General features: G+C 63.9%; 23 protein-coding genes. 6 read left to right on the top strand and 17 right to left on the bottom strand.

Annotation, left to right across the window (positions count from 1 at the left end):
* Window position 1: 1 nt before the first annotated feature.
* From DFK10_RS01785 to DFK10_RS01750, 8 genes are all read right to left on the bottom strand, one after another.
* On the bottom strand, window positions 2-910 hold the full coding sequence (locus DFK10_RS01785) for an ROK family protein (protein WP_109385950.1): 909 nt from the start codon (window positions 908-910) through the stop codon (window positions 2-4).
* Window positions 907-1,983 (bottom strand): SIS domain-containing protein, encoded by a 1,077-nt coding sequence (locus tag DFK10_RS01780; RefSeq protein WP_109385948.1) that lies wholly within the window; start codon window positions 1,981-1,983, stop codon window positions 907-909. Before DFK10_RS01780 ends, DFK10_RS01785 begins: the two co-directional genes overlap by 4 nt.
* The gene (locus DFK10_RS01775) at window positions 1,980-3,023 is read right to left on the bottom strand and encodes an SIS domain-containing protein (RefSeq protein WP_235866735.1); all 1,044 of its coding nucleotides are present in this window, start codon (window positions 3,021-3,023) and stop codon (window positions 1,980-1,982) included. The genes DFK10_RS01780 and DFK10_RS01775 overlap by 4 nt, the downstream gene beginning before the upstream one ends.
* A complete protein-coding gene (locus tag DFK10_RS01770; RefSeq protein WP_109386036.1) occupies window positions 2,987-4,132 on the bottom strand; it encodes a Gfo/Idh/MocA family protein in 1,146 nt (381 codons plus the stop codon). The genes DFK10_RS01775 and DFK10_RS01770 overlap by 37 nt, the downstream gene beginning before the upstream one ends.
* A gap of 10 nt (window positions 4,133-4,142) precedes the next feature.
* A complete protein-coding gene (locus tag DFK10_RS01765; RefSeq protein WP_109385946.1) occupies window positions 4,143-5,240 on the bottom strand; it encodes an ABC transporter ATP-binding protein in 1,098 nt (365 codons plus the stop codon).
* Between the two features lie 76 nt (window positions 5,241-5,316).
* Window positions 5,317-6,528 carry an ABC transporter substrate-binding protein gene (locus tag DFK10_RS01760; protein WP_109385944.1) on the bottom strand — a complete coding sequence of 404 codons (1,212 nt, stop codon included), beginning with the start codon at window positions 6,526-6,528 and terminating at the stop codon, window positions 5,317-5,319.
* Between the two features lie 32 nt (window positions 6,529-6,560).
* Window positions 6,561-7,403, bottom strand: coding sequence for a carbohydrate ABC transporter permease (locus tag DFK10_RS01755; protein ID WP_109385942.1), 843 nt, complete (start codon window positions 7,401-7,403; stop codon window positions 6,561-6,563).
* Window position 7,404: 1 nt separating this feature from the next.
* A complete protein-coding gene (locus tag DFK10_RS01750; protein ID WP_235866734.1) occupies window positions 7,405-8,334 on the bottom strand; it encodes a carbohydrate ABC transporter permease in 930 nt (309 codons plus the stop codon).
* Window positions 8,335-8,560: 226 nt separating this feature from the next.
* On the opposite strand from DFK10_RS01750, the gene DFK10_RS01745 reads away from it, so the two are divergent.
* The 6 genes from DFK10_RS01745 to DFK10_RS01720 all read left to right on the top strand — a co-directional run bounded on the left by DFK10_RS01745 (window position 8,561) and on the right by DFK10_RS01720 (window position 16,491).
* Complete coding sequence (locus DFK10_RS01745; protein ID WP_109386032.1) at window positions 8,561-9,319, top strand: GntR family transcriptional regulator; 759 nt, start codon at window positions 8,561-8,563, stop codon at window positions 9,317-9,319.
* Between the two features lie 23 nt (window positions 9,320-9,342).
* Window positions 9,343-11,151: a beta-N-acetylhexosaminidase gene (locus DFK10_RS01740; RefSeq protein WP_109385940.1), complete on the top strand. Its 1,809-nt coding sequence runs from the start codon at window positions 9,343-9,345 to the stop codon at window positions 11,149-11,151.
* A gap of 81 nt (window positions 11,152-11,232) precedes the next feature.
* Window positions 11,233-12,147 (top strand): NAD-dependent epimerase/dehydratase family protein, encoded by a 915-nt coding sequence (locus DFK10_RS01735; protein WP_109385938.1) that lies wholly within the window; start codon window positions 11,233-11,235, stop codon window positions 12,145-12,147.
* A gap of 52 nt (window positions 12,148-12,199) precedes the next feature.
* Window positions 12,200-13,051 carry a helix-turn-helix transcriptional regulator gene (locus DFK10_RS01730; RefSeq protein ID WP_109385936.1) on the top strand — a complete coding sequence of 284 codons (852 nt, stop codon included), beginning with the start codon at window positions 12,200-12,202 and terminating at the stop codon, window positions 13,049-13,051.
* Between the two features lie 66 nt (window positions 13,052-13,117).
* Entirely contained in the window at window positions 13,118-14,116 is a 999-nt protein-coding gene (gene deoC / locus DFK10_RS01725; protein ID WP_235866733.1) for a deoxyribose-phosphate aldolase, read from the top strand.
* 50 nt (window positions 14,117-14,166) lie between these two features.
* Window positions 14,167-16,491 carry an aldehyde dehydrogenase family protein gene (locus tag DFK10_RS01720; RefSeq protein ID WP_109385934.1) on the top strand — a complete coding sequence of 775 codons (2,325 nt, stop codon included), beginning with the start codon at window positions 14,167-14,169 and terminating at the stop codon, window positions 16,489-16,491.
* 138 nt (window positions 16,492-16,629) lie between these two features.
* On the opposite strand, the gene DFK10_RS01715 is transcribed toward DFK10_RS01720, so the two are convergent.
* The 9 genes from DFK10_RS01715 to DFK10_RS01675 form a co-directional block, all read right to left on the bottom strand.
* The gene (locus DFK10_RS01715) at window positions 16,630-17,304 is read right to left on the bottom strand and encodes a DUF1523 family protein (protein WP_109385932.1); all 675 of its coding nucleotides are present in this window, start codon (window positions 17,302-17,304) and stop codon (window positions 16,630-16,632) included.
* A 9-nt stretch (window positions 17,305-17,313) separates the two neighbouring features.
* Window positions 17,314-17,574: a hypothetical protein gene (locus DFK10_RS01710; RefSeq protein ID WP_109385930.1), complete on the bottom strand. Its 261-nt coding sequence runs from the start codon at window positions 17,572-17,574 to the stop codon at window positions 17,314-17,316.
* Entirely contained in the window at window positions 17,571-18,920 is a 1,350-nt protein-coding gene (locus tag DFK10_RS01705; RefSeq protein WP_109385928.1) for a DUF6638 family protein, read from the bottom strand. Before DFK10_RS01705 ends, DFK10_RS01710 begins: the two co-directional genes overlap by 4 nt.
* 34 nt (window positions 18,921-18,954) lie before the next feature.
* Window positions 18,955-19,299, bottom strand: a complete 345-nt coding sequence (locus DFK10_RS01700) for a hypothetical protein (protein WP_109385926.1) — start codon at window positions 19,297-19,299, stop codon at window positions 18,955-18,957.
* 100 nt (window positions 19,300-19,399) lie between these two features.
* Window positions 19,400-21,334, bottom strand: a complete 1,935-nt coding sequence (locus DFK10_RS01695; protein ID WP_109385924.1) for an AAA family ATPase — start codon at window positions 21,332-21,334, stop codon at window positions 19,400-19,402.
* Window positions 21,335-21,382: 48 nt separating this feature from the next.
* A complete protein-coding gene (locus tag DFK10_RS01690; protein ID WP_109385922.1) occupies window positions 21,383-22,498 on the bottom strand; it encodes a hypothetical protein in 1,116 nt (371 codons plus the stop codon).
* A 36-nt stretch (window positions 22,499-22,534) separates the two neighbouring features.
* Window positions 22,535-23,611 (bottom strand): coiled-coil domain-containing protein, encoded by a 1,077-nt coding sequence (locus DFK10_RS01685; protein ID WP_109385920.1) that lies wholly within the window; start codon window positions 23,609-23,611, stop codon window positions 22,535-22,537.
* Window positions 23,612-23,763: 152 nt separating this feature from the next.
* Entirely contained in the window at window positions 23,764-24,603 is an 840-nt protein-coding gene (locus tag DFK10_RS01680; RefSeq protein WP_235866732.1) for a L,D-transpeptidase, read from the bottom strand.
* A 128-nt stretch (window positions 24,604-24,731) separates the two neighbouring features.
* A complete protein-coding gene (locus DFK10_RS01675) occupies window positions 24,732-25,934 on the bottom strand; it encodes an aminopeptidase P family protein (protein WP_109385916.1) in 1,203 nt (400 codons plus the stop codon).
* Between the last annotated feature and the right edge of the window lie 114 nt (window positions 25,935-26,048).

Raw genomic sequence — 26,048 nt, 5'->3', positions numbered from 1 at the left:
CTCAGCCACTCTGGGCCTCTTGAAGGGCGGCAAAGGCCGCCCCGCGTGCGCCCGAGGCATCGCCGCCTTCGGCCAGCAGGATCGGTGGGGTGTCGAACCCCTTGATCTGCGCCGCGGCCAACGCCTCGGTCAGGTCGGAAACAAGCCCCTCGATCCGGCTGAGCCCACCCGCGATCACGATGCAATCGGGATCGACGGTCTGCACCATGGTCAGCATCAGCTCGCCCATCATCTCCAGCCAGACAGCCCAGACCCTTGCCGCCTCCTCGTCGTTGTGCCGGTGACGTCCGATCTCTTCTGGGTCGTAGGCCTGCTCGCAGAGATCCTTGGCCATGCGGCACAACCCTGGCCCGGCCACGTAGGTTTCCACACAGCCCTGCCGCCCGCAGCCGCAGGAATGGATCGGCAGGCCATGGCGTGCGACCACGGCGGCGGCGGCCGGAGAATGGCCATATTCGCCGCCCGTTCCGGTTGGGCCGGTATGGAGCGACCCATCGACGACCACTCCACCGCCAATCCCGGTCCCGAGGATCAGCGACATCACGGTCCGATGACCCCGCCCGGCCCCGAAAACCGCCTCGGACAGAGCCAAGGCCCGGCAATCGTTCACGTAGGTTACCGCATGGCCTGACGCTTTCGCGATATCAGCCGGGAACGGATGACCCGAGGCAACCAGGTTGGCCGTGAAGGCATTACCCTTCGCATCGACCAAACCCGCCGCTCCGACGCCCACCGGCAGTGGCGCGCCAGCCTGATCGAGCGCCCAGCGCACCTGGTCGGCCACGCACTCGACCAATGCGGCATAATCTTTGGGCGTGTCATCGCGTCGGCTGGCGACCTGCGTCCAATCGCTGTCGAAAAGCTGCACCTCGGACTTGGTGCCACCAAGGTCGATCCCGGCTGCGATCATGGCGCCACCTCGTAGAGCGTCACACCCGAGACCACGCGCGACAGGGTGCCCTGCCCGCTGAACGGGTCATCCACGTTCAGACCCAACCCGTCGGCCCAGATCACGCCGGCAACCTGTGCAAATCCGATCGCGACCGGCGTGGCCCAGAGCGGCCCGTCGGGATGGGGCAGGTCGATATCACCGCCCGGCCCGATCGCCGTCACCGTCGCATCGGGATATTGCGCGCGCAGTTCGGCCACCAGGTCGGCCTCGTAGCGGCAGGCCGGATCGTTGGCGTCGGTGAAGATCACGATGCGCGTGGCCTGCGTGGTGAACGATTTCGGCCCATGACGAAAGCCCAGCACGCTGTCCCACAGGCAGGGAACCTGCCCGGCGGTCAGTTCCATGACCTTGAGCGCGGCCTCGCGCGCCGCGTATGCAAGTGGGCCGGTGCCCAGGAATACCGCGCGGTCCGGTCGAGCGCCGGTTCGCGCGGCGTATTCGGGCAGCACCGCTTCCATCGTGGTCGCCGCGCGGTTCATCGCATCCGGGTCCTGGCGGTCTTCGGCAAAGACCATCAGGGCCGTCAGCAACATGGTCGAAAAGCTGCTGGTCATGGCAAAGCCGGCATCATGGGTTTCGGGCGGCAGCAGGACCACGCGGCTTTCCGCCCCGCCTCGGGTTGCAAGGACCCCATCCGGGTTGCAGGTGATGTTCAGACGCGGCGCAGAAGGCGCCAGCACGTCGAGCGCGTCCAGCGTTCCGACGGTTTCCGAGGAATTGCCCGAGCGCCCGAAATTCACAACCAAAGGTCGACGGGCACGCAGATAGGTCTGGGGTCTGGCCACCAGGTCAGTCGAGGGCACCGCCCGCAGACGTGGACCACCCTGCCCTTCCAGCCCCGAAACAAGGATGTCGCCGATATAGGCACTGGTCCCGGCCCCGCAGAACCAGACCTCATCAACCGATTGCTCGGCAACCCAGCCGCGCAGGCCGTCCACGTCCAGCACGCGCGACCAGTCCCGCCACAGCTGCGGCTGGGCATGAGTCTCGGTCCAGGTGGCCCAACGGGTCAGGTCGGCATTATCACTCATCGGGTTCGGGTCACTTTCGACAGGGTTGCGGGGTTGTCCGGGTCATGGCCCAGCGCAAGGGCGGTATCAAGGATCACCGGGTAGACCCGGCGCAGGATGGCGGCCGCCGCGATGGCCGGTGTCAGGCCGGGCAGGCCGGCATCGACCCGGTGCACATCGCAGCCCTGATCACGGAACCTTGCCTCGGCGGTGTCCAGGCTATCGGCGGTGCCCGGCGCGCCGCTATCCAGCACCAGCACGGTCAGGGGGTTCGTAGCAAGTTGCAGCGGGCCATGCAAAACCTCCGAGGCGGAATGGGCCTCGGCATGTATGGCGCAGCATTCCTTGATCTTCAGAGCCACCTCATGGGCAGTGCCCAAGCCGGTATCGCGCCCCACCACATAGACATGCCGCGCCCGCAGCAGCCCGGCGCGCAGCGCTTCGTGCCGGTCCTTCGCCAATCCTTCCATGGCCGCCAGCACCGCAATCCCGTCGGCGGCGCGCCAGCCATAGTCGGGCTTGAGCGCGGACAAGAGCGCGATCCCGGCCCCGACCGACCCGATGACGGTCTTGGTGGCGGGAACGGCCCACTCTTCGCCCGCGCCGATCGGCACGGTCAGGTCGGCGGCCCCCTCGACCCCCGAGCCGGGCACATTGGTGATTGCCGCAACGCAGGCGCCCTTGGCCCGCATACCCCTGGCCGTATGGATCAGATCATCGCTGGCCCCTGATTGAGAGATGATCAGGGCGGCCGCATCACGCATCGAGACCCCGCCACCGATGGAAAAGACCGAGGGCGGCAGGGACGTGACCGGCACGCCCAGTTCGCGCATGAACTCGTAGGACAGGATGTTGGCCGCCGCGTCGGACGAGCCGCGCGCGACCGTATAGAACGCCTGGCGATCGGCAAGCCCATGCACCGCGGGGTCGATATCCTGCGACGCCGCGTGCGCAAAGACAGCGCCCGCCTCGCCGATCTCGCGGGCCATGTAGCGGCCTGGTGTGGTGTGATTGCCCTGCACGGTCATCGCCTCAATCCCAAGCTGTCGAATTCCGCCCATGTTTCGGACAGGCCCACCACGCGGCCCGCGCTGCGGGCCTCGTCCAGCGCCAGCGCCGCGACGCCCGCCTCCAGCGCATCGACGATGGACACGGGCAGTGCCTCGGCCGCGCCCTTCAGGTAGGCGATGATGTCGGCGACCATCATATGATCAGCGCCGTAGTGACTGCCCAGCGTCGCCCTGTCGCCCTTGGAATAGTCGTGATCCGCATAGACCTTTCCATCGCGCCGCGTGATCTTGAGATAGCCACGCACGAAGTCGCCCTCGGCCATGCCCATCGCCCCCATCACGCAGAACCGGCGGTGTTCGTCGGGCACGTTCAGGTTGGTGTGAAAGGCCATGCTGGCCCCGGTTTCATATTCGAGGATCGCGGTTTGGCAGTCGATGATGTCACCATCGCTGTGGAACGGATCATCGACAGAGTTCCAGACGGACCCTTTGATGTGGAAGATCTCGTTTTCGGCATTCGAGGCCGGGGCGTGATCCGGCAGGAAGGACCGACGCCCGCCGAAACTGGCCACGCGGGCCGGGCGCGACCCGGTGATCATGTTGTACAGGTCCAGGTCGTGGCAACACTTCTCCAGCATGAACCCGCCCGAATGGGACACCATGCGCCGCCAGTCGCGCATGAAGAAGGCGCCATGATACGGGCCGATATGTTCGTTCGCCTCAAGCGAGGTGATCTGGCCCAGCACGCCTTCGGCCATGGCCGCGCGCAGGTCCACCATGTGTTGGGAGTAGCGCAGCACCAGCCCCACCATCAGCCGGTCCGAGCCGTGTTTCGCCAGCAGGCGGCCCAGTTCCATCGTCTCCTCGATGGACACCACCACCGGCTTTTCGGTGAAGATATGCGGCACGTCGCTTTCCAGCCCGGCACGGATCTGGTCGAGGTGAAACTCGTTGGGTGAGCCGACGAAGAAGAGGTCCGGTTTGGTCTGCGCCAGCATCTCTTCGACGCTGTCGAAGCGTGGCGTATCGGTGCCGATCATCTCTAGGTAGGTCGGTTGCGGGTCGTAATACCCCACGAATTCGACCTCTGGCATCATTTGCCTGAACAAGGCCAGCACATGACCGGCCCGGAGACCGATCCCGGCAGTTGCGATTTTCATTTTTTCCTCCTCAGGCGACCAGGGCCGGGGCAGCCTGCCGGCGCAGGACCGTGCCATCGGCCTTGAAGACATGGGCGCAGGCAGGGTCGACCGTCAGGCCGACCGGCACGCCTTCCTCGATCCGGGCATTGCCGTCGAGCGAAGCGCAGAAGCGCGTGCCGTCCGACAAGGCGCCGTGGGCGATGGATACGCCGCCCAGGCGTTCCAGCACCCGGATATTCAGGCCCAGACCGTCACCAAGCCGGACATCCTCGGGCCGGATGCCGATCTCCACCGCATCGCCCGTGGAAACGCCTGCTCGGTCGACCGGAAGGACCAGTCGGGCGCCATCTACCGTATCGATGGCCACGCCGTCGCCATTGGCCTCAACGACCGTGCCGGGGACGAAATTCATGTTGGGCTGACCGATGAATCCGGCCACGAACTTTGTCGCGGGATGGTGATAGAGTTCCATCGGAGAACCGAATTGTTCCACCCGGCCACCGTTCAGAACGACGATGCGGTCGGCCATGGTCATCGCCTCGACCTGATCATGGGTCACGTAAACCATCGTTGCATTCAGTTCCCGGTGCAGCTGGCTAAGTTCCACCCGCATGTCACCGCGCAGCGCGGCGTCCAGGTTCGAAAGCGGCTCGTCGAAAAGGAACACCTTGGGTTCCCGCACGATGGATCGGCCGATGGCGACGCGCTGACGCTGACCACCGGACAGCTGGCCCGGCTTCAACGTAAGCTTGTCGGTCAGTTGCAGGATTTCTGCCGCTCGGTTGACGCGCTGATTCACGTCTTGCTGCGTCATCTTCTGAACCCGCAGCGGGAAGGCGATGTTCTCGAAAACCGTCAGGTGCGGATAGAGCGCGTAGGACTGGAACACCATGGAAATGCCCCTGTCTACCGGGTCTTCACGGCTGACATCGCGACCCTCGATCACGATACGCCCGTCGGTCGCCTCTTCCAGCCCGGCAATGATCCGCAAGAGCGTGGACTTGCCGCAGCCCGACGGGCCGACGAAGACGACGAATTCCTTGTCGCGGATGGCAAGGTCGATGTCATGAAGCACCTTGGCGGGGCCGAAGGATTTGCAGATGTTTTCCAGGTCGAGCGTGGCCACGGGTTGCGTCCTGTCTGTTTGAAATCTGTTTGGGTCCGGGCGGCAGACCAGCCGCCGCCCGGTCGGAAGGATCGGCTCAGAGCGCGTCGTCCAGTTCCTCGCCCGCGATGGTGACGAGGCTGTCGACGGTATCATCCTCAAGCAGGATGCCCTGCACCATGTTGGTGAAGACCGACTGGAGCGATTTGAAATCCTCCAGCAGGGGTTCAGGCCCACCGGCCTCGATCCCGGCTGTGAAAACTTCCCAGAAGGGATCGCCAATGTAGAACGGGTCTTCGATACCCAGCTTTTCATACTGGAAGATCGGCGTCAGGCCCCAGCTTTGGTCCAGATCATATTGCGCCTCACCCGAGGCAAGCGCCTGGGCCAGTTCCTGCGCCAGATCCTCGTGACCGGACCCCTTGAACACGACAAGGCTGTCGGTGATCAGGATCGTGCCACTTGCGCCAGAGGGGCCTGCGGGGACCGGGGCGACAAGCTGGTTGATGTCTTCATTGTGCTGGCCTCGGCCCCAGGGACCTTGCACATACATGCCGATCTGGCCGTCATTGAACAGGTCGCGCAACTGGTCGCGTTCCCACGCGGTTGGACCATCCTGCGACACGCTGGCCAGCTTGCCGTAGAATTCCAGCGTCTCGCGGGTTTCTTGACTGTCGAGCATGTTCTCGCCCGTTGCCGTATCGATCACCGTTCCCCCGTTGGAATAAAGATAGTTGAGGAACTGGTGCATGGTGTTGTCGAAATCCTTGCCCGCAAGGCCGATCCCGGCCGCACCCGTGTTGTTGTTGATCGCCTCGGCCATGGCGTACATGTCGTCCCAGGTGGCCGGAGCCTCGCAGGCCACGCCAGCTTCTTCGGCCAGATCGCAATTGATGTAGAGCGCCTTGGTCGAGAAGGCGTGCGGATAGCCCCAGCGGGTGCCCTCGATGGTCACGGTGTTCAGCACGCCCGGCTGATAGGCATCTTCCCATTCGGCGGGGATCTCGGCTGGCACGATCAGGTCGTTATTGGCCAGCTGGCGCAGGGTGCGGCTGCCCATATAGGAAATCGAAGGCGGATCACCGGCCGCGGCGAGCGTCAGGGATTTGTCCTGGCACGTGCCCCACGGAACGGCCTCGATATTGACGGTCACGCCGTCACGCTCGGCGACGAAGGCATCGACGACGGCCTGGTCGGCTTCGCGGATTTCGCCGCCACACATGATGAAGTGCATATCCTGCGCCTGCGCCGACAGGGCCGAACCGGTCAGCAATACGGCCCCCACGGACAATGTTTTCAAGGTTTTCATCTGGGTCTCTCCCTTTGTTGGACCTACTGGTTTCATTCTTTCACCGCGCCTGCGGTCAGGCCCGCGACGAGGTATTTTTGCAGGAACAGGAAGATGACCATGACCGGCAGCACACCGACCAGGGCAGCGGCCATCATCTCGTTCCAGGTCACCGACTGGTAGCCGATGAATTCGTAAAGACCGGCGGGCAGCGGCTGCAGCTCGCGGGTCTGGTTGAAGGTGATTGCGAACAGGAATTGCTGGGCATAGGCGCCGATGAAGACCGCCACGCCGACAACGATCAGCCCCGGCACCGCCAGCGGCAGCACGACTCGGCGCAGGGTGTAGAGGCGGCTGGCGCCATCGACATAGGCGGCCTCTTCCAGTTCGCGCGGGATCTTTTCCAGGTAAGAGCGCAGCAGCCAGATCCCCGTGGGGATCAGGAAAGCCACGCCCGGCACGATCATCGCCCAATAGGTATTGAGCAGGCCCAGGGTCCGCAGCACCCGGTAGAGCGGGATCAGCAGCACCGCACCGGTGAACATGTTGACGGCCAGGAAGATGCCAAGCGTCGCCGACTTGAACGGAAAGTCCATGCGGGCGAAGGCATAGGCGGCAGGCACAACGAAGGCCATGGTGATCGCCGTCACCATCGAGGCGATATAGATCGAGTTGAAGATGTAGCGCCCCAGCAGCGGCACCGTTTCCCACATGTCCGAATAAGCCTGGAAGCTGAAATCCTCGGACCAGAACTGGTAGGGGCTGCGGAACAGGTGTTCGAGCGGGCGCAGGGACGCCATGAACATCTCGAAGAAGGGCAGCAGGATGAAGGTCAGGAAGATCGCAACAGCAATGTAGAGGCCGATCTTCTGCGGGATCGTGTAGCGGTCCATCATGTCACTTCACCCCGTATTTGCGGTTCACCTTGTTCAGGAAGAACAGGTAGATGAGGGAAAACAGCGCCAGCAGGATCACGATGATCACGGCGCGCGCGGCGCCTTCGCCGAACTTGTAGTTGGAAATCGCGGTCTTGTAGGTGTCCACGATCAGGGTCGTGGTCGCCCCGCGCGGGCCGCCCTCGGTCAGGATCCAGATGATTTCGAAACTGTTGAACGTCCAGATCGCGGAAAGCAGCGCCATCGACACGAGCACCGGCATGATCTGGGGAATGGTGATGCGGCGGAACCGATACCAGCGCCCGGCCCCATCGACCCAGGCGGCCTCGTAAAGGTCGCGACTGACGCCCTGCATGGCGGCCAGCAGGAACAGCGTGACCATCGGTGTGCCGACCCAGACATCGGTAACGATGGCCGAATAGAAAGCTGATTGCTTGTAGGCCAGGAACTCGAACGGGCCATCCAGGATGCCAAGGCGCTGGCCCAGCCCGGACAGCAGGCCGAAATACCCGTTATAGAGCCACAGCCAGCCGATGCAGCCGATGGCGATCGGGATCACCCAGGGCGGCATGACCAGCACGCGGAACAGTGCCCGGCCCGGAATGGCGGCATTGAGAAGCGTCGCCCCGATCAGCCCGAGGATCAGCTTCAACCCCACCGATAGGAACATCCAATAGAACGTCCGCACCACGGTTTCATGGAATTTGCGGCTATCCAGCAGGTCCGCGTAATTGGCCGCGCCGACGAATTCCTCGCCGCCAAGATCGGCCTCCATGAAGGAGAGGCGGATCGTCTCTGCCAAGGGCCATGCGACGATGACGGCAATGAAGATGATGGCCGGCGCCACCAGCATCCAGGCAAACCATGCCTCGGGCAGCTTGCGGCGCTTGGTCCGCTCGGCCACGGCGATCTCTTGCGTAAGCTCGGTCAAGGTTCCCCCCGGATGCCCTGCGCCCGCTTTTTCGGACGCGAATCGATGTCTGTCAGCAAACGATACCAAGCAATCCCAAAAATGCTACCAAAATAATACCAGTTTTTCGTTATGTATTGGATACCCCAGTTTTTCATTGTCTTTTTGGCCGCACACCGCAACAAATGTATTGAAGATACGAATTTTGGTATTATAAAAACATACCAATAGAAGGCGCGATATGACCATGAATGCCGAATCCCTTTTTCAGCCCGAAACCTGGCACCGGCCCGGACAGGGGCCGCGCTACCTGCAATTGTCCCGCCACATCGGACGGGCCATCACAGAGGGCACCCTGCAAGAGGGCCAGCAGTTGCCGGCGGAACGCGACCTGGCTGAACTCGCCAATGTAAGCCGCGTCACCGTGCGCAAGGCGGTGGCCGAACTGGTCGAGGCCGGTCTGATCGAACAGCGGCGCGGCGCGGGCAGTTTCGTGATGGGAAGCGCGCCCAAGACCGAGCAATCGCTTTCGACGCTGGTTTCCTTTACCGAGAACATGCAGGCACGCGGCCGCGTCTCGACCAGTCGTGTTCTGGATCGCGGCCTCTTCCCACCCAGCCCGGATGAGATAATGGCGCTGGGCCTTTCGCCGTCCGTGTCCGTGGCCCGGATCGAACGGCTGCGAAGCGCAGATGACACACCGATGGCGATCGAACGGTCCTCCCTGCCGTCGGACATCCTGCCGGACCCCGAAGCGGTGGAAACCTCGCTCTATGCCGTGCTGCGCCGACGCGGCCAGGCCCCGAGCCGGGCGATCCAGCGCGTGACGGCGGTGAACGTCAAGGGCGCGGATGCGCAATTGCTCTGCCTGCCTGAAAACACCGCGATCCTGCAGATCGACCGCACCGCCTATCTCGACAACGGCCGCCCGGTGGAGTTCACGCGCGGTTTTTACCGGTCCGACATCTACGATTTCGTCTCCGAACTGCGCCCGGACGGCGGCTGAGGCGACACTTTCCAGGGGGAAACATGCAATTCGACGCCCGTATCGACGGCAAGCTGATCCACTGCCGCATCACCAGCGACCGCGACCTGAAGGCGCCGGTTTTCTGCTTTTCCTGCATGGCCCCGGTCACCGTAGTCGAGGGCGGCACGCGCATCGCCGCGACCGGCGGCTATGCCGAGGTGGCCTTGCCGGATTTGCTGGCAGGTCAGCCGCATGATGTGACCCTTCGCCATGAAAACCCCGAATTCGCTCCGGCCAACCGGGCGTGGCTGCCACTTGGTGCTTATCTGCGCACTCAGGACGGGCCGCTTGATCTGCCCGCCCTGCCCGACGGTGTGCGCCCTGAGCGACGCGACACCGTAGCCGCCGATTGGCCCCGGGTTTGCCCGCGACCAACTCGCGCTGTGGCGGCAGCTGACCACCTGATCGCGACCAGCTTTGCCGCGCCCGCATCGGAACCATTGAGCGCCGCCGACGATCTGGCCGCAAGGGTCGGGCTGGGCCCGTTCCTGTCCAAGGACGGCGCGCGGCTGAGCGTGGAACTGGACGAGACCCTGCCCCCCGAGGCCTATCGGCTCACGGTGACACCGGAGGGCGCAAAGCTGCGCCATGGCGACAGGGCCGGCGCGCTGCACGGCGCGGTGACCTTGCTGACGATGGCGCGAACTCATGATGGGCACATCCCGTGCGGCGAAATCGAGGACGCACCTCGCTTCGGCTGGCGTGGGCAGCACCTGGATTGCGCCCGGCATTTCTACTCGGTCGACACCATCCTGCGTCTGCTGGACCTGATGGCGCTGCTGAAACTGAATCGCTTTCACTGGCATTTCGCGGATGACGAGGCTTTCCGGCTTGCACTCGATAGCTTGCCCGAACTCGCAAAGACCCATTTCCGGGGTGAGGACGAGCTGATCCCCGGCGTTTTCGGCGGCGGGATCCGGTCCGGCGGGAGCTATTCACGGGCCGATGTTGCGCGGGTCGTGGCCCGTGCGGCGGAGCTGGGCATCGAGGTCATGCCGGAAATCGAGGTTCCCGCCCACGCGCTGGCCCTCGCCCGCGTCTACCCCGGCACTCGCGACCCCGAGGACACCGGCACCGAACGGTCCGTGCAAGGCTATGCCGCCAATGTCATGAACCCCGCCATGACGGAAAGCTGGCGCGTGTGGCATGCCATGGTCGATGAAATCGCTGGCCTGTTCCCCTTCGACGTGATCCATCTTGGCTGCGATGAATTGCCCGATGGCACCTGGCAGGGGTCGCCCGCCGCGCGCCGCCTCATGGACGACGAGGGGCTGGATACCACCGATGACCTGCAAGGCTGGACCATCAACCGCTTGGCGCGTCGCGTGGCCGAACATGGCAAGACCCCCGCCGCCTGGGAGGAGGCCGCGCGCGGTCAGACGGGAATAGAGAACGGCGCGATCCTGTTCAGCTGGACCGGCCAGGGGCCGGGGCTGGACGCCGCCCGCGCGGGCTACAAGGTGGTGATGACCCCGGCGCAGCACGTCTATCTGGACATGGCCCATACGGCCGACCCCGAGGATTGGGGCGCGAACTGGGCGGCCTTCGTCGCGCTGGAAGATACCGTGACCTGGGACCCTGTGCCCGGGGACGAACCGGCACTGGCCGACAACATCATCGGGGTTCAGGGCACCTTCTGGTCGGAATTCACCACGCGGGACGACCAGATCGAGGCGATGCTCATGCCACGCCTTCTGGGCGTAGCCACCATGGCCTGGCAGGACAGGGGGAGCGCTGATCCGGCGCTCTTGCCCCGCCTCGCCGCCGCCTATCAGCCGATCCTTGCCGCCATGGGCTGGCAATCGGCCTGAACCCGCCTTGGGCGGTCCGACCCCTTGACCTTGCCCGCGCGGCAGAACAGCCTGCGCCAAACATCACCGGGAAAGGCCACCATGAAAAAGATCGTCTTGACAGGCGCCTGCGGCGCGCTGGGCATGCAAATTCGCGAAACCCTCGCCGGGCAGGCCGAGGAACTCGTCTCGGTCGACATCCAGGAGGCCCCCGACACCCTGCTTGCCAATGAACGGTTCGAACAGGTCGACGTGGCCGACATGGAGGCCTTCGGGCCGCTGGTCGAAGGCGCCGACATGGTCGTGCATTTCGCGGCCATCGTCGATGAACGCCCGTTCGAGGAACTTCTGGGGCCGAATTACATCTCGTCCTACAACGTGTGGGAGGCCGCCTACCGGCACGGGGCGCGGCGGGTCATCTATGCCTCGTCCGTGCACGCGGTGGGCATGCACGAAACAATGGCCGGAATCGGGCTGGATGCCCCGCATCGTCCCGACACGTTCTATGGCCTGGCCAAATGCTTTGCCGAGGATCTGGGCAAGATGTACTGGGACAAACGCGGTATCGAGGCGGTCTGCCTGCGCATTTTCTCCTGCACGCCCGAACCGCAGAATCTGCGCGCACTACAGACATGGCTGAGCTATCACGACCTCCGCCAGCTCGTGCTGCGCGCCGTCGAGGCCCCGGTGACCGGATTCACGACCGTTTTCGGCATCTCGAACAATACCCGCGCTCCGATCAATAACGCCACGGCCGGCTTCCTTGGCTTCAAGCCCAAGGACAATGCCGAGGACTGGGCCGAGACCCTGCAAGCCAATGCCCCGCGCCCCGCACCCGACGACATGGGGTTCACCCGGCTCGGCGGCCCGTTCGCCTCGGTGCCTCTGGGCGAGTCCGGCATCGCGGGGATCAAGGCCATGAGCGCGGCGGCCACCAGTGAGGCACCGGCCGGGGAACCGGCCGCGCCGAATGCTGACAAACTGCCGAAATTCCTTTCGAAAAAGCGAGACGACTAGCTGCAGGAAAAGAAATGCTGCGCCGCGGCAAAAGCTGTGGCATAATTCGTGCATGAGCGATCAGAGTCCGCATATCCTGCCTTTTCCGGATGGTCTCGGGCCGGATGTGACCCACCACCTGGTGCGCGCCGAACTTGCCCCCCGGCGGCCTCGCCGCCTGCATGGGCACGCCTTTTTCGAATTGCTCTGGGTGCAGAACGGCAGGGTCCGCCATCACCTGCCCGACCGGCGCGAGGATCTGACCGAAGGCGACATGATCTTTCTGCGCCCGGGCGATGCGCATGGGCTGCAGGGCCGTGGAGAGGCTGCCATGATCGTCTCCCTGTCCATTCGTGACCAGGCCCTGGACGCGCTGCAGGCGCGCCATCCGGGTCTGAACGGCATCGGGTTCTGGTCGGATGCGTCCCTGCCGCCACGCCGACATCTGGACATCCGTCAGATGGCGGATATCAATCATGCCGCATTGCGCCTCGAACGTGGGCCTCGCGACGCCTTGGCGCTGGAGGCCTTTCTTCTGCCCCTTCTGGCGGATATGGCCCAAGCCCCCAACGATATTCCCGCTGCGGCCCCCGACTGGCTGCAACGCGCCTGCCGCGCGGCGCATGACCCGGCTGTTTTCCGCGACGGGGCGGCTGGCCTTGTCCGTGTCGCAGGGCGCGCGCATCCCCATGTCTCGCGGTCAATGCGACGCTATCTCGGTGTGACGCCCTCCGACTATGTCAACGCGCAGCGCATGACCTATGCCGCCACCCGCCTTTTGGGCAGCGAAGACAGCCTGGCCGAGATCGCTGCGGAATGCGGCATTCCCAACCTGTCGCACTTCCACAAACTATTCCTGGCCACTCATGGACAGACCCCGCAGCGGTTCCGCCGTGCAAACAGACAACGGCTGATCCAGCCCTGACGCCGCGCCACATCTTGCCACTGACCCGCCCTCGTGACAGGCTTTGATCATCGACGGGAGGCCCCTTTGCAGACCACTGACAGCCACGTGAAGACGGATGATGCGCAACTGCCGCAGGTGCAGGAACCGCGCAATGCCGGTATGGACCTGGACCTGTCCTGGGTCCGCGCCGTTCAGGCCAACACCAGCGCCATAGAACGCCGTGCCGCGACCCTTCCGGGCCGGCGCAGCGTCAAGAAGAACCACCAGGCCGCCTGGCTTTGCAAGGCGATCAGCCTGATCGACCTCACCACGCTATCCGGTGACGATACCGAGGGGCGCGTGCGCCGCCTTTGCGCCAAGGCGCGTCAGCCGGTGCGCGCCGATATCCTGGACGCGCTCGGCATGCAGGACCTGACAACGGGCGCGGTCTGCGTCTATCACGACATGGTCGAAACGGCCGTCGACGCCCTGCGCGGCTCTGGCATTCCCGTCGCCGCCGTGTCCACCGGGTTTCCCGCCGGGCTGTCGCCCTACAAGCTGCGCATCGCCGAGATCGGCGAAAGCGTCGCGGCCGGGGCCGAGGAAATCGACATCGTCATCACCCGCCGCCACGTGCTGCAAGGCAACTGGCAGGCGCTCTACGACGAAATGCGCGAGATGCGCGCGGCCTGCGGCGAGGCCCATGTGAAGGCCATCCTCGCCACCGGCGAGTTGGGCACGCTGCGCAACGTGGCCCGCGCTTCGCTCGTCTGCATGATGGCAGGGGCGGATTTCATCAAGACCTCGACCGGCAAGGAAAGCGTCAACGCCACCCTGCCCGTGAGCCTGACCATGATCCGCGCGATCCGCGACTACGAGGCGCACACTGGCTACAAGGTCGGCTACAAACCTGCGGGCGGCATTTCCAAGGCCAAGGATGCACTGACCTACCTGGCGTTGATCAAGGACGAATTGGGCGACCGCTGGCTGCAACCGGACCTGTTTCGCTTCGGCGCCTCTTCCCTGCTGGGCGATATCGAGCGGCAGCTGGAACACCACGTGACCGGCGCCTATTCTGCGAGCTGGCGGCACGCGGCAGGTTAGGGCAGGATCATGAGTTTATTTGCCAAGATGAAGACAGGAGCGCGGCGCGCATGAGTGTCAAGGACATCTTCGAAACCATGGAGTACGGCCCCGCCCCGGAATCCGCCGCCCCTGCGCTGGAATGGCTCGTCGACATGGGCGACCGGTTCGGCTGTTTCATCGACGGCAAATTCACCGATCCGGGCGAAACCTTCGAGGCGAAGGATCCCGCCACCGGCAATGTGCTGGCCCATGTCACGCAGGCCACCGAGGCGGATGTTGATACCGCCGTGGCAGCCGCCCGCAAGGCACAGGCGAAATGGGCCAAGGATGGTCACAAACGGGCCCGCGCCCTCTATGCCATCGCGCGGCTGCTGCAAAAGCACGCGCGCCTTTTTGCCGTGCTGGAAACCCTCGACAACGGCAAGCCGATCCGCGAAAGCCGTGACATCGACATCCCGCTGGCCGCGCGGCACTTCTATTATCACGCCGGCATGGCCGAACTGATGGACGAGGAACTGCCCGACGCCGAACCGATTGGGGTCTGCGGTCAGATCGTGCCGTGGAACTTCCCGCTACTGATGCTTGCATGGAAGATTGCCCCGGCGCTGGCGATGGGCAACACAGTTGTGCTGAAGCCCGCCGAATACACTTCGCTGACCGCGCTGCTTTTTGCCGATATCTGCCGCCAGGCGGGCCTGCCCAAGGGCGTCGTGAACATCGTGACCGGCGACGGGGCCGTGGGCGAGATGCTCGTCACATCGGACGTGGACAAGATCGCCTTCACGGGCTCCACCGCTGTCGGTCGCCGCATCCGCGAGGCCACCGCCGGGTCGGGCAAGGCGCTGACACTCGAGCTGGGCGGAAAGTCCCCCTACATCGTCTTCGAGGACGCCGATATCGACTCGGCGGTCGAGGGCCTGGTCGATGCCATCTGGTTCAACCAGGGCGAGGTCTGTTGCGCCGGGTCGCGCCTGCTGGTGCAGGAAGGGATCGCACCGCGCTTCTACGACAAGCTGCGCGCGCGCATGGACAAGCTGCGCCTTGGCAACCCGCTGGACAAGGCCATCGACGTGGGGGCCGTTGTCGACCCCGTGCAATTGCAGGCCATCACCGACATGGTCGACGGGTCGAACGGCGATATCCACCGCGCCCCCGGTCCCCTGCCCGACACCGGCTGCTACTACCCGCCCACCCTGATCACCGGCCTCTCCCCCGCCGACCGGCTCATGCAGGAAGAAATCTTCGGCCCCGTCCTCGTTTCGACCACCTTCCGCACGCCCTCCGAGGCGGTGGAACTGGCCAACAACACACGCTACGGGCTGGCCGCGTCGGTCTGGACCGAAAACATCAACCTGGCGCTCGATGTCGCCCCCAAGCTGGCCGCGGGCGTCGTCTGGATCAACGCAACGAACCTCTTCGATGCCGCCGCAGGCTTCGGCGGGGTCCGCGAAAGCGGTTTCGGCCGGGAAGGCGGATGGGAAGGGCTGATGGCCTACACCCGGCCCAAAGGCGCGGGCAAGGAAATCACCCCCATCGCCCCCTACTCGACCGATGACGGCAACCCGATCCCGCCCCTGGACCGCACCGCCAAGCTCTATATCGGCGGCAAACAGGCCCGTCCCGACGGCGGCTATTCCCGCCCTGTCTACACCCGTGGCGGGAAACTCCTGGGCCATGCGTCTCTGGCCAACCGCAAGGATCTGCGCAACGCCGTCGAGGCGATGACCGCCGCCAGGAGCTGGTCGCAAACCACCGGCCACCTGCGCGCCCAGATCCTCTACTACATCGCCGAGAACCTCTCAGCGCGCGAAGACGAATTTGCGACGCGGATCAATCATCTCACCGGCGGACGCTCGGGCGACAAGGAAGTGGCACAGGCGGTCCGTGCCCTGTTCAAATGGGCCGCCTGGGCAGACAAGCACGACCACCGGGCCAAGCCCGTCCCGATGCGCGGCACGGCGCTCGCCATGAACGAACCGGTGGGCAATATCGGGATCCTGTGCGACGACGCGCGCCCGCTCATGGGGCTGATCGAACCAATGGCCCCGGCCATCGCCATGGGCAACCGGGTCACCGCCGTGGCCTCAAGCCCCTATCCGCTCGCCGCGACGGATTTCTACCAGGTGCTTGATACATCCGATGTGCCCGGCGGCGTCGTCAACATCCTGACCGGCGATCACGCCGAGCTGGCCCCGCACCTGGCCGCACATGCCGGGCTCGACGCGGTCTGGTCCTTTTCCGCCACCGACCTGTCCCAAGAGATCGAGCACGCCTCGGCGGCCACACTGAAACGCACCTGGGTCAATAACGGACGGTCCCACGACTGGCCCGCCGCAACCTGGCTGGCTCAGTCGACCGAGGTCAAGACCGTCTGGATCCCCTACGGCGAATAGCCGGCGGTTTCTTTGGACCGAAAATATCCCGGGGGAGTCTGCCCAACGGGCAGACGGGGGCAGCGCCCCCGATCCCGAGGCGCCGCCAAAGTCGGCGCCTTGACGACCCTGCCTGCGCGAAACGCGCAGCCCGTCAGGTCACTTGCTCTTCCAGCTATCGAGCCAGCGCCGCACACGACCACGCCTTTCGGCAAAGTCGGCCTGCACGTGATCCATCCGGTCCTCGGCGCGATCCGCTAGCGGATCAAGCGTGCGTTCGCGGAACTGCCGCCACATGGCCCGCAGGAACAGGGCCCCCGCGATCAGGGCAATGTAGATGATGATGTTGCCCCAGGGGATCGGGCGGAACTCCTCGCTCGGCGCCGGACGAATGGAAACCGCGTTGGGATAGATCGAGAGCCAGCGAATGCGCCAGCCGTAATGGGTGATCACCACCCAGTCGTAAGGCTCCGCGGTCGAGATGGCGGCCCCCGCCTCGGCCTGGAGATCGGCACTGTCGAACTTGAAATAGGGCGGATAGATCCAGCCGGTATCCTCGTTGCGATACACCATGGTCTGGTTGCCGCCACGGATCAGTCCGAACAGGTAGGTCGCCTTGCGCTCGGTATTGATGAACCGCAGATCGCGCGAGGGATTATCTGTCGCCCCGGTATCGGCCTGGGCAAAGAATATGCGGTTGAGGGCCGAAAAATCCGTGCGCACCACCTCGGTCGAGGTGACCCGCGCGATATCGCGCTGCGGCATCACGTAATGCAGCCAGAGCGCCAGGATCAAAAAAACCGTAATGCGGACGGCTCGGCGAAAATTGCGCATGGCGGACCCCTAGTTGACGAAATAGATGATGGCACCGACGGCGATCAGAGGGATGATGTAGACAAGCAGGATCAACCGCTTTCTCAGGCCGGTTTCATACTCCTTCATGCCCTCTTTGACAAAGGCATCGCGGTGGATTCCTTCGGGGCGGGTTTCCTCCCATTCCACTTCCAGCTTCTCGCGCCGGACCGACCGGGAATACAGCGAAACACAGATATAGACCACGCTGAGGAACAGGAACCCGAAAACGACCAGTCTTACGAAATTCATTCGCCTTGCCTTTCTACTGCTCCCCACGGTCCGACCCGCGCGACCAGATCGCGCTCGAGCTGCCGGGGTTCCTCCATCGGAGCCTCGTGGCCGAACAGTGCCGCCCGCGTCCCCGCCTTGTCCACAGCATATTCCGTGGCGAGGAATTGCGCCACATAGGCCTGTTTCTCCTCGGGCCAACCGGCATAAGCCGAATAGAAGGCCTGTTTGTGGCAAATGAAGAGCTGCCGGATATCCTTTGGCGAAAGCTCGGACAGCAACTGGTTCACAAGGTCGGCATCGGGATGGTCGGTGGCCCGCAGCATATAGAAATAGGCCGGGTGATCACTGTCGATGCGGGGCCACGGTCCGCCATCCTCGGCCCAGCGCACAAGATCGGACAGGCCGTGCCATTCCTCCGGCAATTGCCCGTGATAGCGTCGGGCCAGCCGCCGCAGGTCGCGCCGGGTCGCGCCGGTCAGGTCCTCGCCCATGCCCGAGGCCACATCGGCAACGATGAAATCCATCTTCTGGCGCAGGATCGCGGCGGCATCTATGCCGCGCGCCTGGACGATGGGTTCGGCCAGGTCATTGAGCTGCAGGAACTTCGCGATCGCCGCCCGTTCACCCCGCTCGAAAACGAACGGGATGGGCAGGCTCTCGCGCCAGTCCGCCGGGCCCATGGCAATGGCCGCCGGGTGATCCACGCCGCGAAACGCGTAGAGCCCGCCGAAATGCGCGGTCCAGAAATTCTCCTGAACAAAGCTCATTTGGCGCAGCGACAGCGGATTGCGGGTGATATCACCGGTCTTCTTCGCAAGGCCGATCATCTGCGCGATGAGCACGTCGTCATGCCAGGCCTCGTCTTCGGTCCTGAACCGGTCGATCAACCCTTTCAACGCGCCCGCCGTGGCCACCGCGCCATCGGTCGTGTCCGCCTCGACCGTCAGCGTGCGTATATCGAACAGCCGCTGCGGCGTATCCAGCGCGAAAACCGAATTGACCAATTCCCCGGCCACCGCGTCGCGCGCGGTCAGCGCGAAAAGCTCGCGCTCGTTCGCCTCGATGAATTGCCGCAGGATCCCCCGCGACATGGAAAACGTTGCGTCGAGCAGCGGCGCGGTCTTCTGTTCGGTGGTCAGCAGGATGAACTGTCGGTTCACGCCCTCGTGGTTCAGGTAGAACCGGTCGCCCAACTCATCCGCCACCTCCGGGCTTTGACCCGCGATGTCGATATGAAATTCGCTCAGCGCGGTCACCTTGCCCGTCAGCGCCTTCAGCGCCCGGTTATACCGCTCCACCAACACCGGCGAGGTGACGGGGATCAGGTTGCCGAACATCAGCCCCTTTTCGATGAGGCGCTTCATCGGGGCGGCGCCTCGGAGAGCATCGTTGACCCCATCACCAAACCTCCTCCTTCCAGCGTTTCGGCAGGCTGGCCACCGCCAGCAGCATGATCGGCCCCCACAGCAACGACGAGATCAGCCCAAGCCTGAGGAAATGCAGCAGGAATGCACCCCAGCCATCCTGCATCAGCGCCGCCCAGTTGATGCCCTGCGCCAGGTAGAGCACCGTAAAGAACACGATCCCCAGCGCCAGCATGACCAGCGTCGAACAGAGCGCCAGAAGGATCAGCGGCTTCACCCCCTCGGGGAAGACGTGAAACAGCAACCGCGGCACGGCCCATCCCATCGCCGTCAGCACCAGCGCCGGCAGGATCAGCTCAAGGCTCACGCCACCCACCATGCTGCGCCCCCTTCATCTTGGTGGGTAAACTCCGGGGGGCAGTCCTGCCCCCGCCACCGGCCTGACCTCTCTGTGGGGGCAGAGCCCCCCTCGCGCCGCGTCATGACCTCTCCTCCAGATATCGCCGCTTCGCCTCTTCCTGTCGGGCGTAGTCGCGGACCATGCCCTCAATCGCCACCTCGTCGGACTTGTCGGCATAGCGGAATTCGCTGTCCGCGTAGCGGTTGATTTCCTGGATCACCATGTCGATGGTGATCGGCTGGCGCAGTTCGGAAATCATGTCCCTTTTGGTGTCGTAGTCCTTCCAGACGAAAAGCTCGGGGTTCTCCATCCATTCATCGGGCAGTTCGAAATCCATCGCGCGGACCTTCACCGCGTCGGTGATGTTCTTGATTGCCCGGCCCGTGAACCGTTCGTCTGCCTCCTGGATGCCCTTCAGGTAGGTGCCCAGCTTGGCGATCGTGTCCAGTTCGCCGATCTCGGAGCGGACCTGCTCGAACACCTTCAAAAGCCCCTCCTCATGGGGCCGCGAATGGCTCTCGAAACTGGCCTCAACGGCCTTCTTGATCTCCTGCGCCGCGAACACTTCGTGCTCGCCCACGGGGATCGAATGGTTCTTGCCCATCAGCAGGTAGAGGATGTCGATATAATCCTCGCGCGTTTGCGGCCCGTCGACGAGGAAGCGGGCTCCTGCCCGCTGGCGCAGGGCGTCGTCGACATTCTCGGGGTAGTTGGAAAACATGCCAAAGGTGCAATTGCCGCGCACCACCGTGTTGGCCCCGGCAAAGGCCTCCATGAAGACCGCCGTGACCTCTTGCTGGCCCGCGCTGGATTGTCGGTCGCCGCGCTTGCCCGCGATCTGGTCGATATCGTCGATGGTGCCGAAGCCGATCACGCCCGGTTCGATCACGTTGTTGATGAAGGCCCGGGCGTTCTGGCCCGACTTGCCCTGGTAGCTGTCGATATTGTCGATGCCGAAATTCTGGTAGCGGAACGTGTAGCCCGCAGCGCCGCAATAGTCGTTGATCAGCCCTGCCATCATTTGAATGAGCGTCGTCTTCCCCGTCCCCGGCGCGCCGTCACCCATGAAGGTGAAGATGAACCCGCCGAGTTCGGCGAACGGGTTCAGGCGCCGGTCGAAATCATAGGCCATCAGCATCTTGGAAAGCTTCAGCGCCTGGTATTTCGCGATGTGGTTGCCCACGACCTCGTTCGGTTTCTTGAACGTCATGGTCAGGCTCTGCGATTTCGCCGCCCGCGCAGGCGTGGAGCCGCGAATGGTCAGGTCATCGGCCTCAACCTTCCAGGTCGCGCCCTCGAACGGCTCCAGCAGCGCCGCCGTGCTGGCGCGCCCCGCGAGTTTCGCCATCAGCTGTTCGGCAAAGGCGAGGACCGTCGGGACGAGCCTGCTCTCGGTCGTCACGAACGCCCCGATGTCCTGGTCCAACTCCCACAGCGCGCCATGCAGCGCCAGTTGCGCGTTGTCGGTCAGCACCTCCTCGACCTCGCCGATCTCGACCGTTTCCTCACTCGCATGCGGCGCGATCAGGAAGGCCGTGGCGTTGGCGAAGGTATAGGCGACGGCCAAAGCCTCGGCGGTCAGCAATTCGCTGAACTCGGTCTTCTTGCCCGCAGGCAGACTGCCTTCGAGGTTGGCGCGTTTCAGGTCGGCAAGGCCGGTGCGCTCGGAATATTGCTCGCCCATGGCCAGCGCGATGGCCAGCGCCCGGCGCAGCCCGTGCAGCACCGTCGCCTGCGTTGGGGACATCAGCGCATCGCCGCCGTCACTTTCCTCGACCCGCGCCACCAGTTGCACGCCCTCGGTCCGCACCTGCCGCCGCGTGACAAGTCCTGGCGTGGTCGAGCGGAACGCCCGCCGCGTGCCGATCCCGCTGGAGCGTTCCTTCGGTGCCTCCTCTTTCGGCTTGGCAATCCGGGGGGCGTGGTCAAAGCCCTGCAACATCGCTGTCGCAGCCTCGTAGTGCTTGACGATGTCTTCTTCGCGAAGCTCCATCTGATCGCTTGTCTGGCTCATCTCATACCTCTCTGCGGGACGACCGGAATTCCAGAATTCCGGTCCACCTCAACGATAACTCAAAACCCGCCCCGCGGGACTGACCACGAATTTGCGGACGTCACGGAACCCCGGCGGGTTGCGGTCTTCCAGCGCCTGATAGGGCCGCTGCGGCAGGATGATCGACCGTTCCATCCGCGTCGCCCCGGTATCAGCCCCCTGTCCGGCGAACGGATCCAGTGCGAAGACCTGTCGTTCCACCGACCCGAACCAGCCGGATTTCTCCCGCTCGACACGATCGCTGACCAGTTCCTCCTCGGTCCAGACCAGCGCCCAGTCCTCGCCCTCGGGGGCCTTGGCCAGTTCCAGAACCTCACGCAGCGGACCGGCCTGCCGGGTGAAGGCATGGGAATACATCGGGCCGACATGGAACCGGCGCAGCCGTTTCGGGTGCAGATCGTCGAAATCCTTGTCGAAGCCGCGGGCAATCGTCAGCAGTTTCAGATGCGCCAAAGCCTGCGCCATCAGGTGGGCCTGAACCTCGGGCCAGCGGCGGTCGTCCTTGGGCAGGCCGACCCGTCCGGAATCCTCCAACTCCATCAGGTAGATCGTCGGTAGGTTGATCTGGCTGTCATAGACCGCCCAATGGATCAGGAACCGGCGCCGGTCCGCGTCATCGCCCAGCCAGATTGCCTGCGGATCGTTGCGCGCCCAGAACAGCTCGCCCCGGGCCAGTTCCTCGTAATAGAGCCTTTGCGACAGGGCGTATTGCAGCTTTGTCGGGATCTCTCGGTCACGCAGGATGACGCGGACCATTTCATCTTTCAGCTGCTCTTCGGTGCGCATCCCCGCAAGGTGCCGGTCCGCCTGTGCCGCGTCGTTGGCCATTGTCATCAGTTCCGTGGCCACCGGAAAGCCGCTTTCGACCCGGTCGAATGTCAGCTTGCCCGCATGGGCGAAACGGCCCGAAAACTGGTACTTGTGGGCCAAGGCCCGAAAGGTGAAGGTCAACGCGGTCAGGTAGCGGGCCAGCACCTCGACCTCGCGCTTCGACAACCGGCCCTCGACCTCCATGTTCGCCGCCACCCGCGCCAGATGCCCGGTGATCCGTTCGAACTTGTCGAAATAGCGCCGGGTGACGCGGGTATCTTCAAGCTGGAAATGGTCGAGCGGCGTATCAGGCATGGGCCGCGCCCTTTCGTCTGGCGCAATCCGGCGGCATCAGGCGCCGTAGAGGTTCTTGTCGTGCTTCTCGACGATCTTCTGGAACCGGCGGACAAAGCGTTCATCCGCCTTGGCCTTCTGTTCCAGCACCTCGCGGGCAAAGACCATGTGATCCTCGTGCGCTTCCAGCATGTCGGCCATCCGGGCGTTGGTGGCTGAGCCGATGGCGGCCATGGCCGTCTGGGCCTCTTCGTCCGTCTTAACCCCGATCTCGTTGATCCGGTGGGCCACGTCCTGCTGCTGCGCGGTCTTCAACGACTTCGTCAGCGCATCGTAAAGCACAACGCGCTGCTTGGTATCGGTCTGCAGCTTGTTGATCAGCACCATCTGTGTCGCCGCCTGGTTCTGCAGGCTGTCGATCCAGGTCTTGCCCTTCTCGATATAGCGTTCCAGCGTCTGGCTCTTGGCCAGCTTCACCTGTTCGGACTGTACCAGTTCGTTGTATTTCGCGTTCAACTCGGCCAGCTCGGTCTCCAGCTTGGTGCGGGCAGCGGCATCCTGTTCGACGCTGATCTTGTTCTCCAATTCGATGATCTTCGGGTCCATCGCCAGAATCTCGGCTCGCGCGGTCTCCAGTTCGCCCACCACGGCCTCGCGCTCATCCAGGGTGACCGACAAGTTGCCCTCGACCTTGTCTTTTTGCTCGTTGAGCACGGCCAGCTGCCCCTCCAGAAGGCTGGTGATGACATCGGACTTGGAAATCAGGTCCTGCAGTTTGTCATCCACGCTGGCGGTGCGCATCCGCTCTTGCCGCATCGACTCGGCCTTGCCCTTGGAAAAGAAGCCGACAAATGTCTCCCAGCCGGTCTTGGACCGCATCTCGTCGAAATCCTTCTGGAAACCGGCGGTGACATCGTCCAGACCCATGATGAGTTCCGCGATATTGGCGTTCATCGCCTCGGTATGGGCGTGAACGTCTTCCAGAGTGGCATTTTCGATATCAACGGCGATGTCTTCGCCGCTTTCCATCTTCTGGCGCGCGATCTCGATACGGCTGGTCAGCTCCTGGATCTTTGCCTGCGCGTCCTGGACCTGGGTTTGCGACTCGCGAATCTGGGCATCGAAATCGGCCATTTGGAATCCTCACTGTTTCAACTGTCTGAACTGATATGAGCGATATTAATGGCAATTTGACGACCGGTGTAGCGGGAAATGCCGACACACCGATCTGACCGACCCGGAATGCCGGGCCGACCTGGAACGCCATAGCGGCCCCACCTGTCAAATCAGGCGTCTTCGCTCTCTGCCTCGGCAGATGGATCGGCGTCGGCGACGGTTTCGTCCTGGGCTGACGCCTCGCCCTCCGTGTCCTCACCGGCCTCGACATCGGTTGCGCCATAAATGGATTCCGGGTCGATGATCGTGGGCGGCAATTCAACGCCGCGATTGGCCAGCTCCTCACCTTCGGCGGCCACGCTTTCCTCATAGGTGCGCACGGTGACGCGGGCGCCCCGCTCGACCCGCTCGTAAAGGTCGATGACATCATGGTTGAACAGCCGGATGCAGCCCGCCGACCCGGAATTCCCTATCGAGGGCAGGTCATTGGTGCCATGAATCCGGAAGAAGGTGTCGCGCCCGTTCTGATAGAGGTAGAGCGCCCGGGCGCCCAAGGGGCTGGCAAGCCCCCCCTCGACCCCTTCGGCGAAGGGGCCGTAAACCTCGGGCTGGGTCCGCAGCATGTTGGCCGTCGGCGTCCAGCCCGGCCATTCCCGCTTCATGCCCACCGTGGAATCGCCGCGCATACGCAAGCCAGCCCGTCCGACGGCGATCGGGTAACGCATTGCCGCGCCATCCTCTTCGACGAAATAGAGAAACTTGGCATGGGGATCGACGATGATCGTGCCAGGCTCTTCGGGGCCGTCATAGACCACTGCTGTGCGGCGATTGACGCCCTGCAGGTATTCCGGCGGCACAGGTGGCAAGGTGTAGTCGCCATCCTCGATCACGCCGTAGTCGGCCACGATTTCGTTCACCGGAACGCCGCCGACGAGTTCAGGGCCACGCGCACAGCCCAGAAGGGCCAACAACGAAACCAGCGGGATAAGAAAACGAAGCATTGAGCGCATGGAATTTTCCTTTGTCAGTCGACGGCAGACTAGCACCCACGGGCTGCATGGCAATCCCGGCAAAAGGAACGGCAGCGCGCTTTCGGTCTCTGGGCCTGGGCCGGGAAACGGAAAGCGCGCATTCCGGCCTAGCCGACCACGTTGAATTCCGGCCCGTAGGGATAGCCGGTGATGTTCTCGTTGCCCTCCTCGTTGATGACCAGGATATCATGTTCACGATAGCCACCGGCGCCCGGCTGGCCCTCGGGGATGGTCAGCATCGGCTCCATCGAGATCACCATGCCGGGTTCCAGCACCGTGTCGATATCCTCGCGCAGTTCCAGACCCGCCTCGCGGCCATAGTAGTGCGACAGGACGCCAAAGGAATGGCCGTATCCGAAGGTCCGGTATTGCAGAAGGTCGCGCTCGGCGAAGAAAGCATTGATCTTCTCGGTGACCTCGGCACAGCTGACACCGGGTTTCAGCAGCGACATGCCGTATTCATGGGCGGCGACATTGGCCTCCCAGATCTTCAGGCTGGCCTCGTCCACCTCGCCCACGAACATGGTCCGTTCCAGTGCCGTATAGTAGCCGGAAATCATCGGAAAGGTGTTCAGTGACAGGATATCGCCGCGCTGCAACTTGCGCGCCGTCACCGGGTTATGGGCGCCATCGGTGTTGATCCCCGACTGGAACCAGACCCAGGTGTCGCGGTATTCGGCGTCGGGAAAGCGCTTGGCGATTTCCAGTTCCATGGCGTCGCGCCCGGCCATGGCCACGTCGATCTCGCGTGCGCCTTCGCGCACCGCGTCGCGGATCGCGTAGCCGCCCACATCGGCCACGTTGGCACCAGCCCGGATCAGGGCGATCTCGGCCTCGGACTTGCGCATGCGCTGCGCCATGGTGGCGGGGGCGATATCGAGCGTCACGGCCGGTTCTAGGAAGTCCTCCAGCAGATCGCGCTGCGCCAGCGTCAGGTGGTCCGCCTCAATCCCGATCACGGCCCCGGCGCCGGTGACGGACTTGATCGCCCGCCAGTAGTTGTGCCGCTGCCAGTCGGTATAGGTGATGCTGTCGCCGAAGGATCGCCGCCAGGGCTGGGCCGCGTCGATCCCGGCGCTGATGGTGACGCAGTCGGTCTCGGTGACAACCAGCCCGTAGGGCCGCCCGAACGCGCAGTAAAGAAAGCCCGAGTAATAGGCGATGTTGTGCATCGAGGTGAAGACGCAGGCTGTCATGCCATTGTCTTCCATCGCGGCGCGCAGATCGGCGAGCCGCGCTTCGTATTCCGAGGCTTCGAACGGCAACACCCGGTCGCCTTGATGAAAACGGTAGAAGTCAGGACGGTCCATGTTTGGCCCCCTTCGCTAAAAGAGGTCCCGGCGTTCAGGACGGACAGGCGCAGGAAATGGGGGCGACGCCATCGCGCCCCGCGCAAGACCCTCCTTAGGCAGACAGGCAACGAA

Source organism: Salibaculum griseiflavum (assembly GCF_003129565.1).
In the GTDB taxonomy this organism is placed as follows: domain Bacteria; phylum Pseudomonadota; class Alphaproteobacteria; order Rhodobacterales; family Rhodobacteraceae; genus Salibaculum; species Salibaculum griseiflavum.
The sequence above is the reverse complement of the archived record's forward strand: the minus strand, read 5'-3'. Positions and strand labels throughout refer to the sequence as shown.

Bases quoted from the DNA above. Each gene is read 5' to 3' on its own strand.
- DFK10_RS01700 (WP_109385926.1), bottom strand. From the start codon at position 19,299: ATGGTGGGTGGCGTGAGCCTTGAGCTGATCCTGCCGGCGCTGGTGCTG.
- DFK10_RS01770 (WP_109386036.1), bottom strand. From the start codon at position 4,132: ATGAAAATCGCAACTGCCGGGATCGGTCTCCGGGCCGGTCATGTGCTG.
- DFK10_RS01760 (WP_109385944.1), bottom strand. From the start codon at position 6,528: ATGAAAACCTTGAAAACATTGTCCGTGGGGGCCGTATTGCTGACCGGT.
- DFK10_RS01775 (WP_235866735.1), bottom strand. From the start codon at position 3,023: ATGGGCGGAATTCGACAGCTTGGGATTGAGGCGATGACCGTGCAGGGC.
- DFK10_RS01740 (WP_109385940.1), top strand. From the start codon at position 9,343: ATGCAATTCGACGCCCGTATCGACGGCAAGCTGATCCACTGCCGCATC.
- DFK10_RS01715 (WP_109385932.1), bottom strand. From the start codon at position 17,304: ATGCGCAATTTTCGCCGAGCCGTCCGCATTACGGTTTTTTTGATCCTG.
- DFK10_RS01755 (WP_109385942.1), bottom strand. From the start codon at position 7,403: ATGATGGACCGCTACACGATCCCGCAGAAGATCGGCCTCTACATTGCT.
- DFK10_RS01720 (WP_109385934.1), top strand. From the start codon at position 14,167: ATGAGTGTCAAGGACATCTTCGAAACCATGGAGTACGGCCCCGCCCCG.
- DFK10_RS01680 (WP_235866732.1), bottom strand. From the start codon at position 24,603: ATGCGCTCAATGCTTCGTTTTCTTATCCCGCTGGTTTCGTTGTTGGCC.
- DFK10_RS01730 (WP_109385936.1), top strand. From the start codon at position 12,200: ATGAGCGATCAGAGTCCGCATATCCTGCCTTTTCCGGATGGTCTCGGG.
- DFK10_RS01690 (WP_109385922.1), bottom strand. From the start codon at position 22,498: ATGCCTGATACGCCGCTCGACCATTTCCAGCTTGAAGATACCCGCGTC.
- DFK10_RS01735 (WP_109385938.1), top strand. From the start codon at position 11,233: ATGAAAAAGATCGTCTTGACAGGCGCCTGCGGCGCGCTGGGCATGCAA.
- DFK10_RS01780 (WP_109385948.1), bottom strand. From the start codon at position 1,983: ATGAGTGATAATGCCGACCTGACCCGTTGGGCCACCTGGACCGAGACT.
- DFK10_RS01675 (WP_109385916.1), bottom strand. From the start codon at position 25,934: ATGGACCGTCCTGACTTCTACCGTTTTCATCAAGGCGACCGGGTGTTG.
- DFK10_RS01685 (WP_109385920.1), bottom strand. From the start codon at position 23,611: ATGGCCGATTTCGATGCCCAGATTCGCGAGTCGCAAACCCAGGTCCAG.
- DFK10_RS01785 (WP_109385950.1), bottom strand. From the start codon at position 910: ATGATCGCAGCCGGGATCGACCTTGGTGGCACCAAGTCCGAGGTGCAG.
- DFK10_RS01705 (WP_109385928.1), bottom strand. From the start codon at position 18,920: ATGAAGCGCCTCATCGAAAAGGGGCTGATGTTCGGCAACCTGATCCCC.
- DFK10_RS01710 (WP_109385930.1), bottom strand. From the start codon at position 17,574: ATGAATTTCGTAAGACTGGTCGTTTTCGGGTTCCTGTTCCTCAGCGTG.
- DFK10_RS01695 (WP_109385924.1), bottom strand. From the start codon at position 21,334: ATGAGCCAGACAAGCGATCAGATGGAGCTTCGCGAAGAAGACATCGTC.
- DFK10_RS01745 (WP_109386032.1), top strand. From the start codon at position 8,561: ATGAATGCCGAATCCCTTTTTCAGCCCGAAACCTGGCACCGGCCCGGA.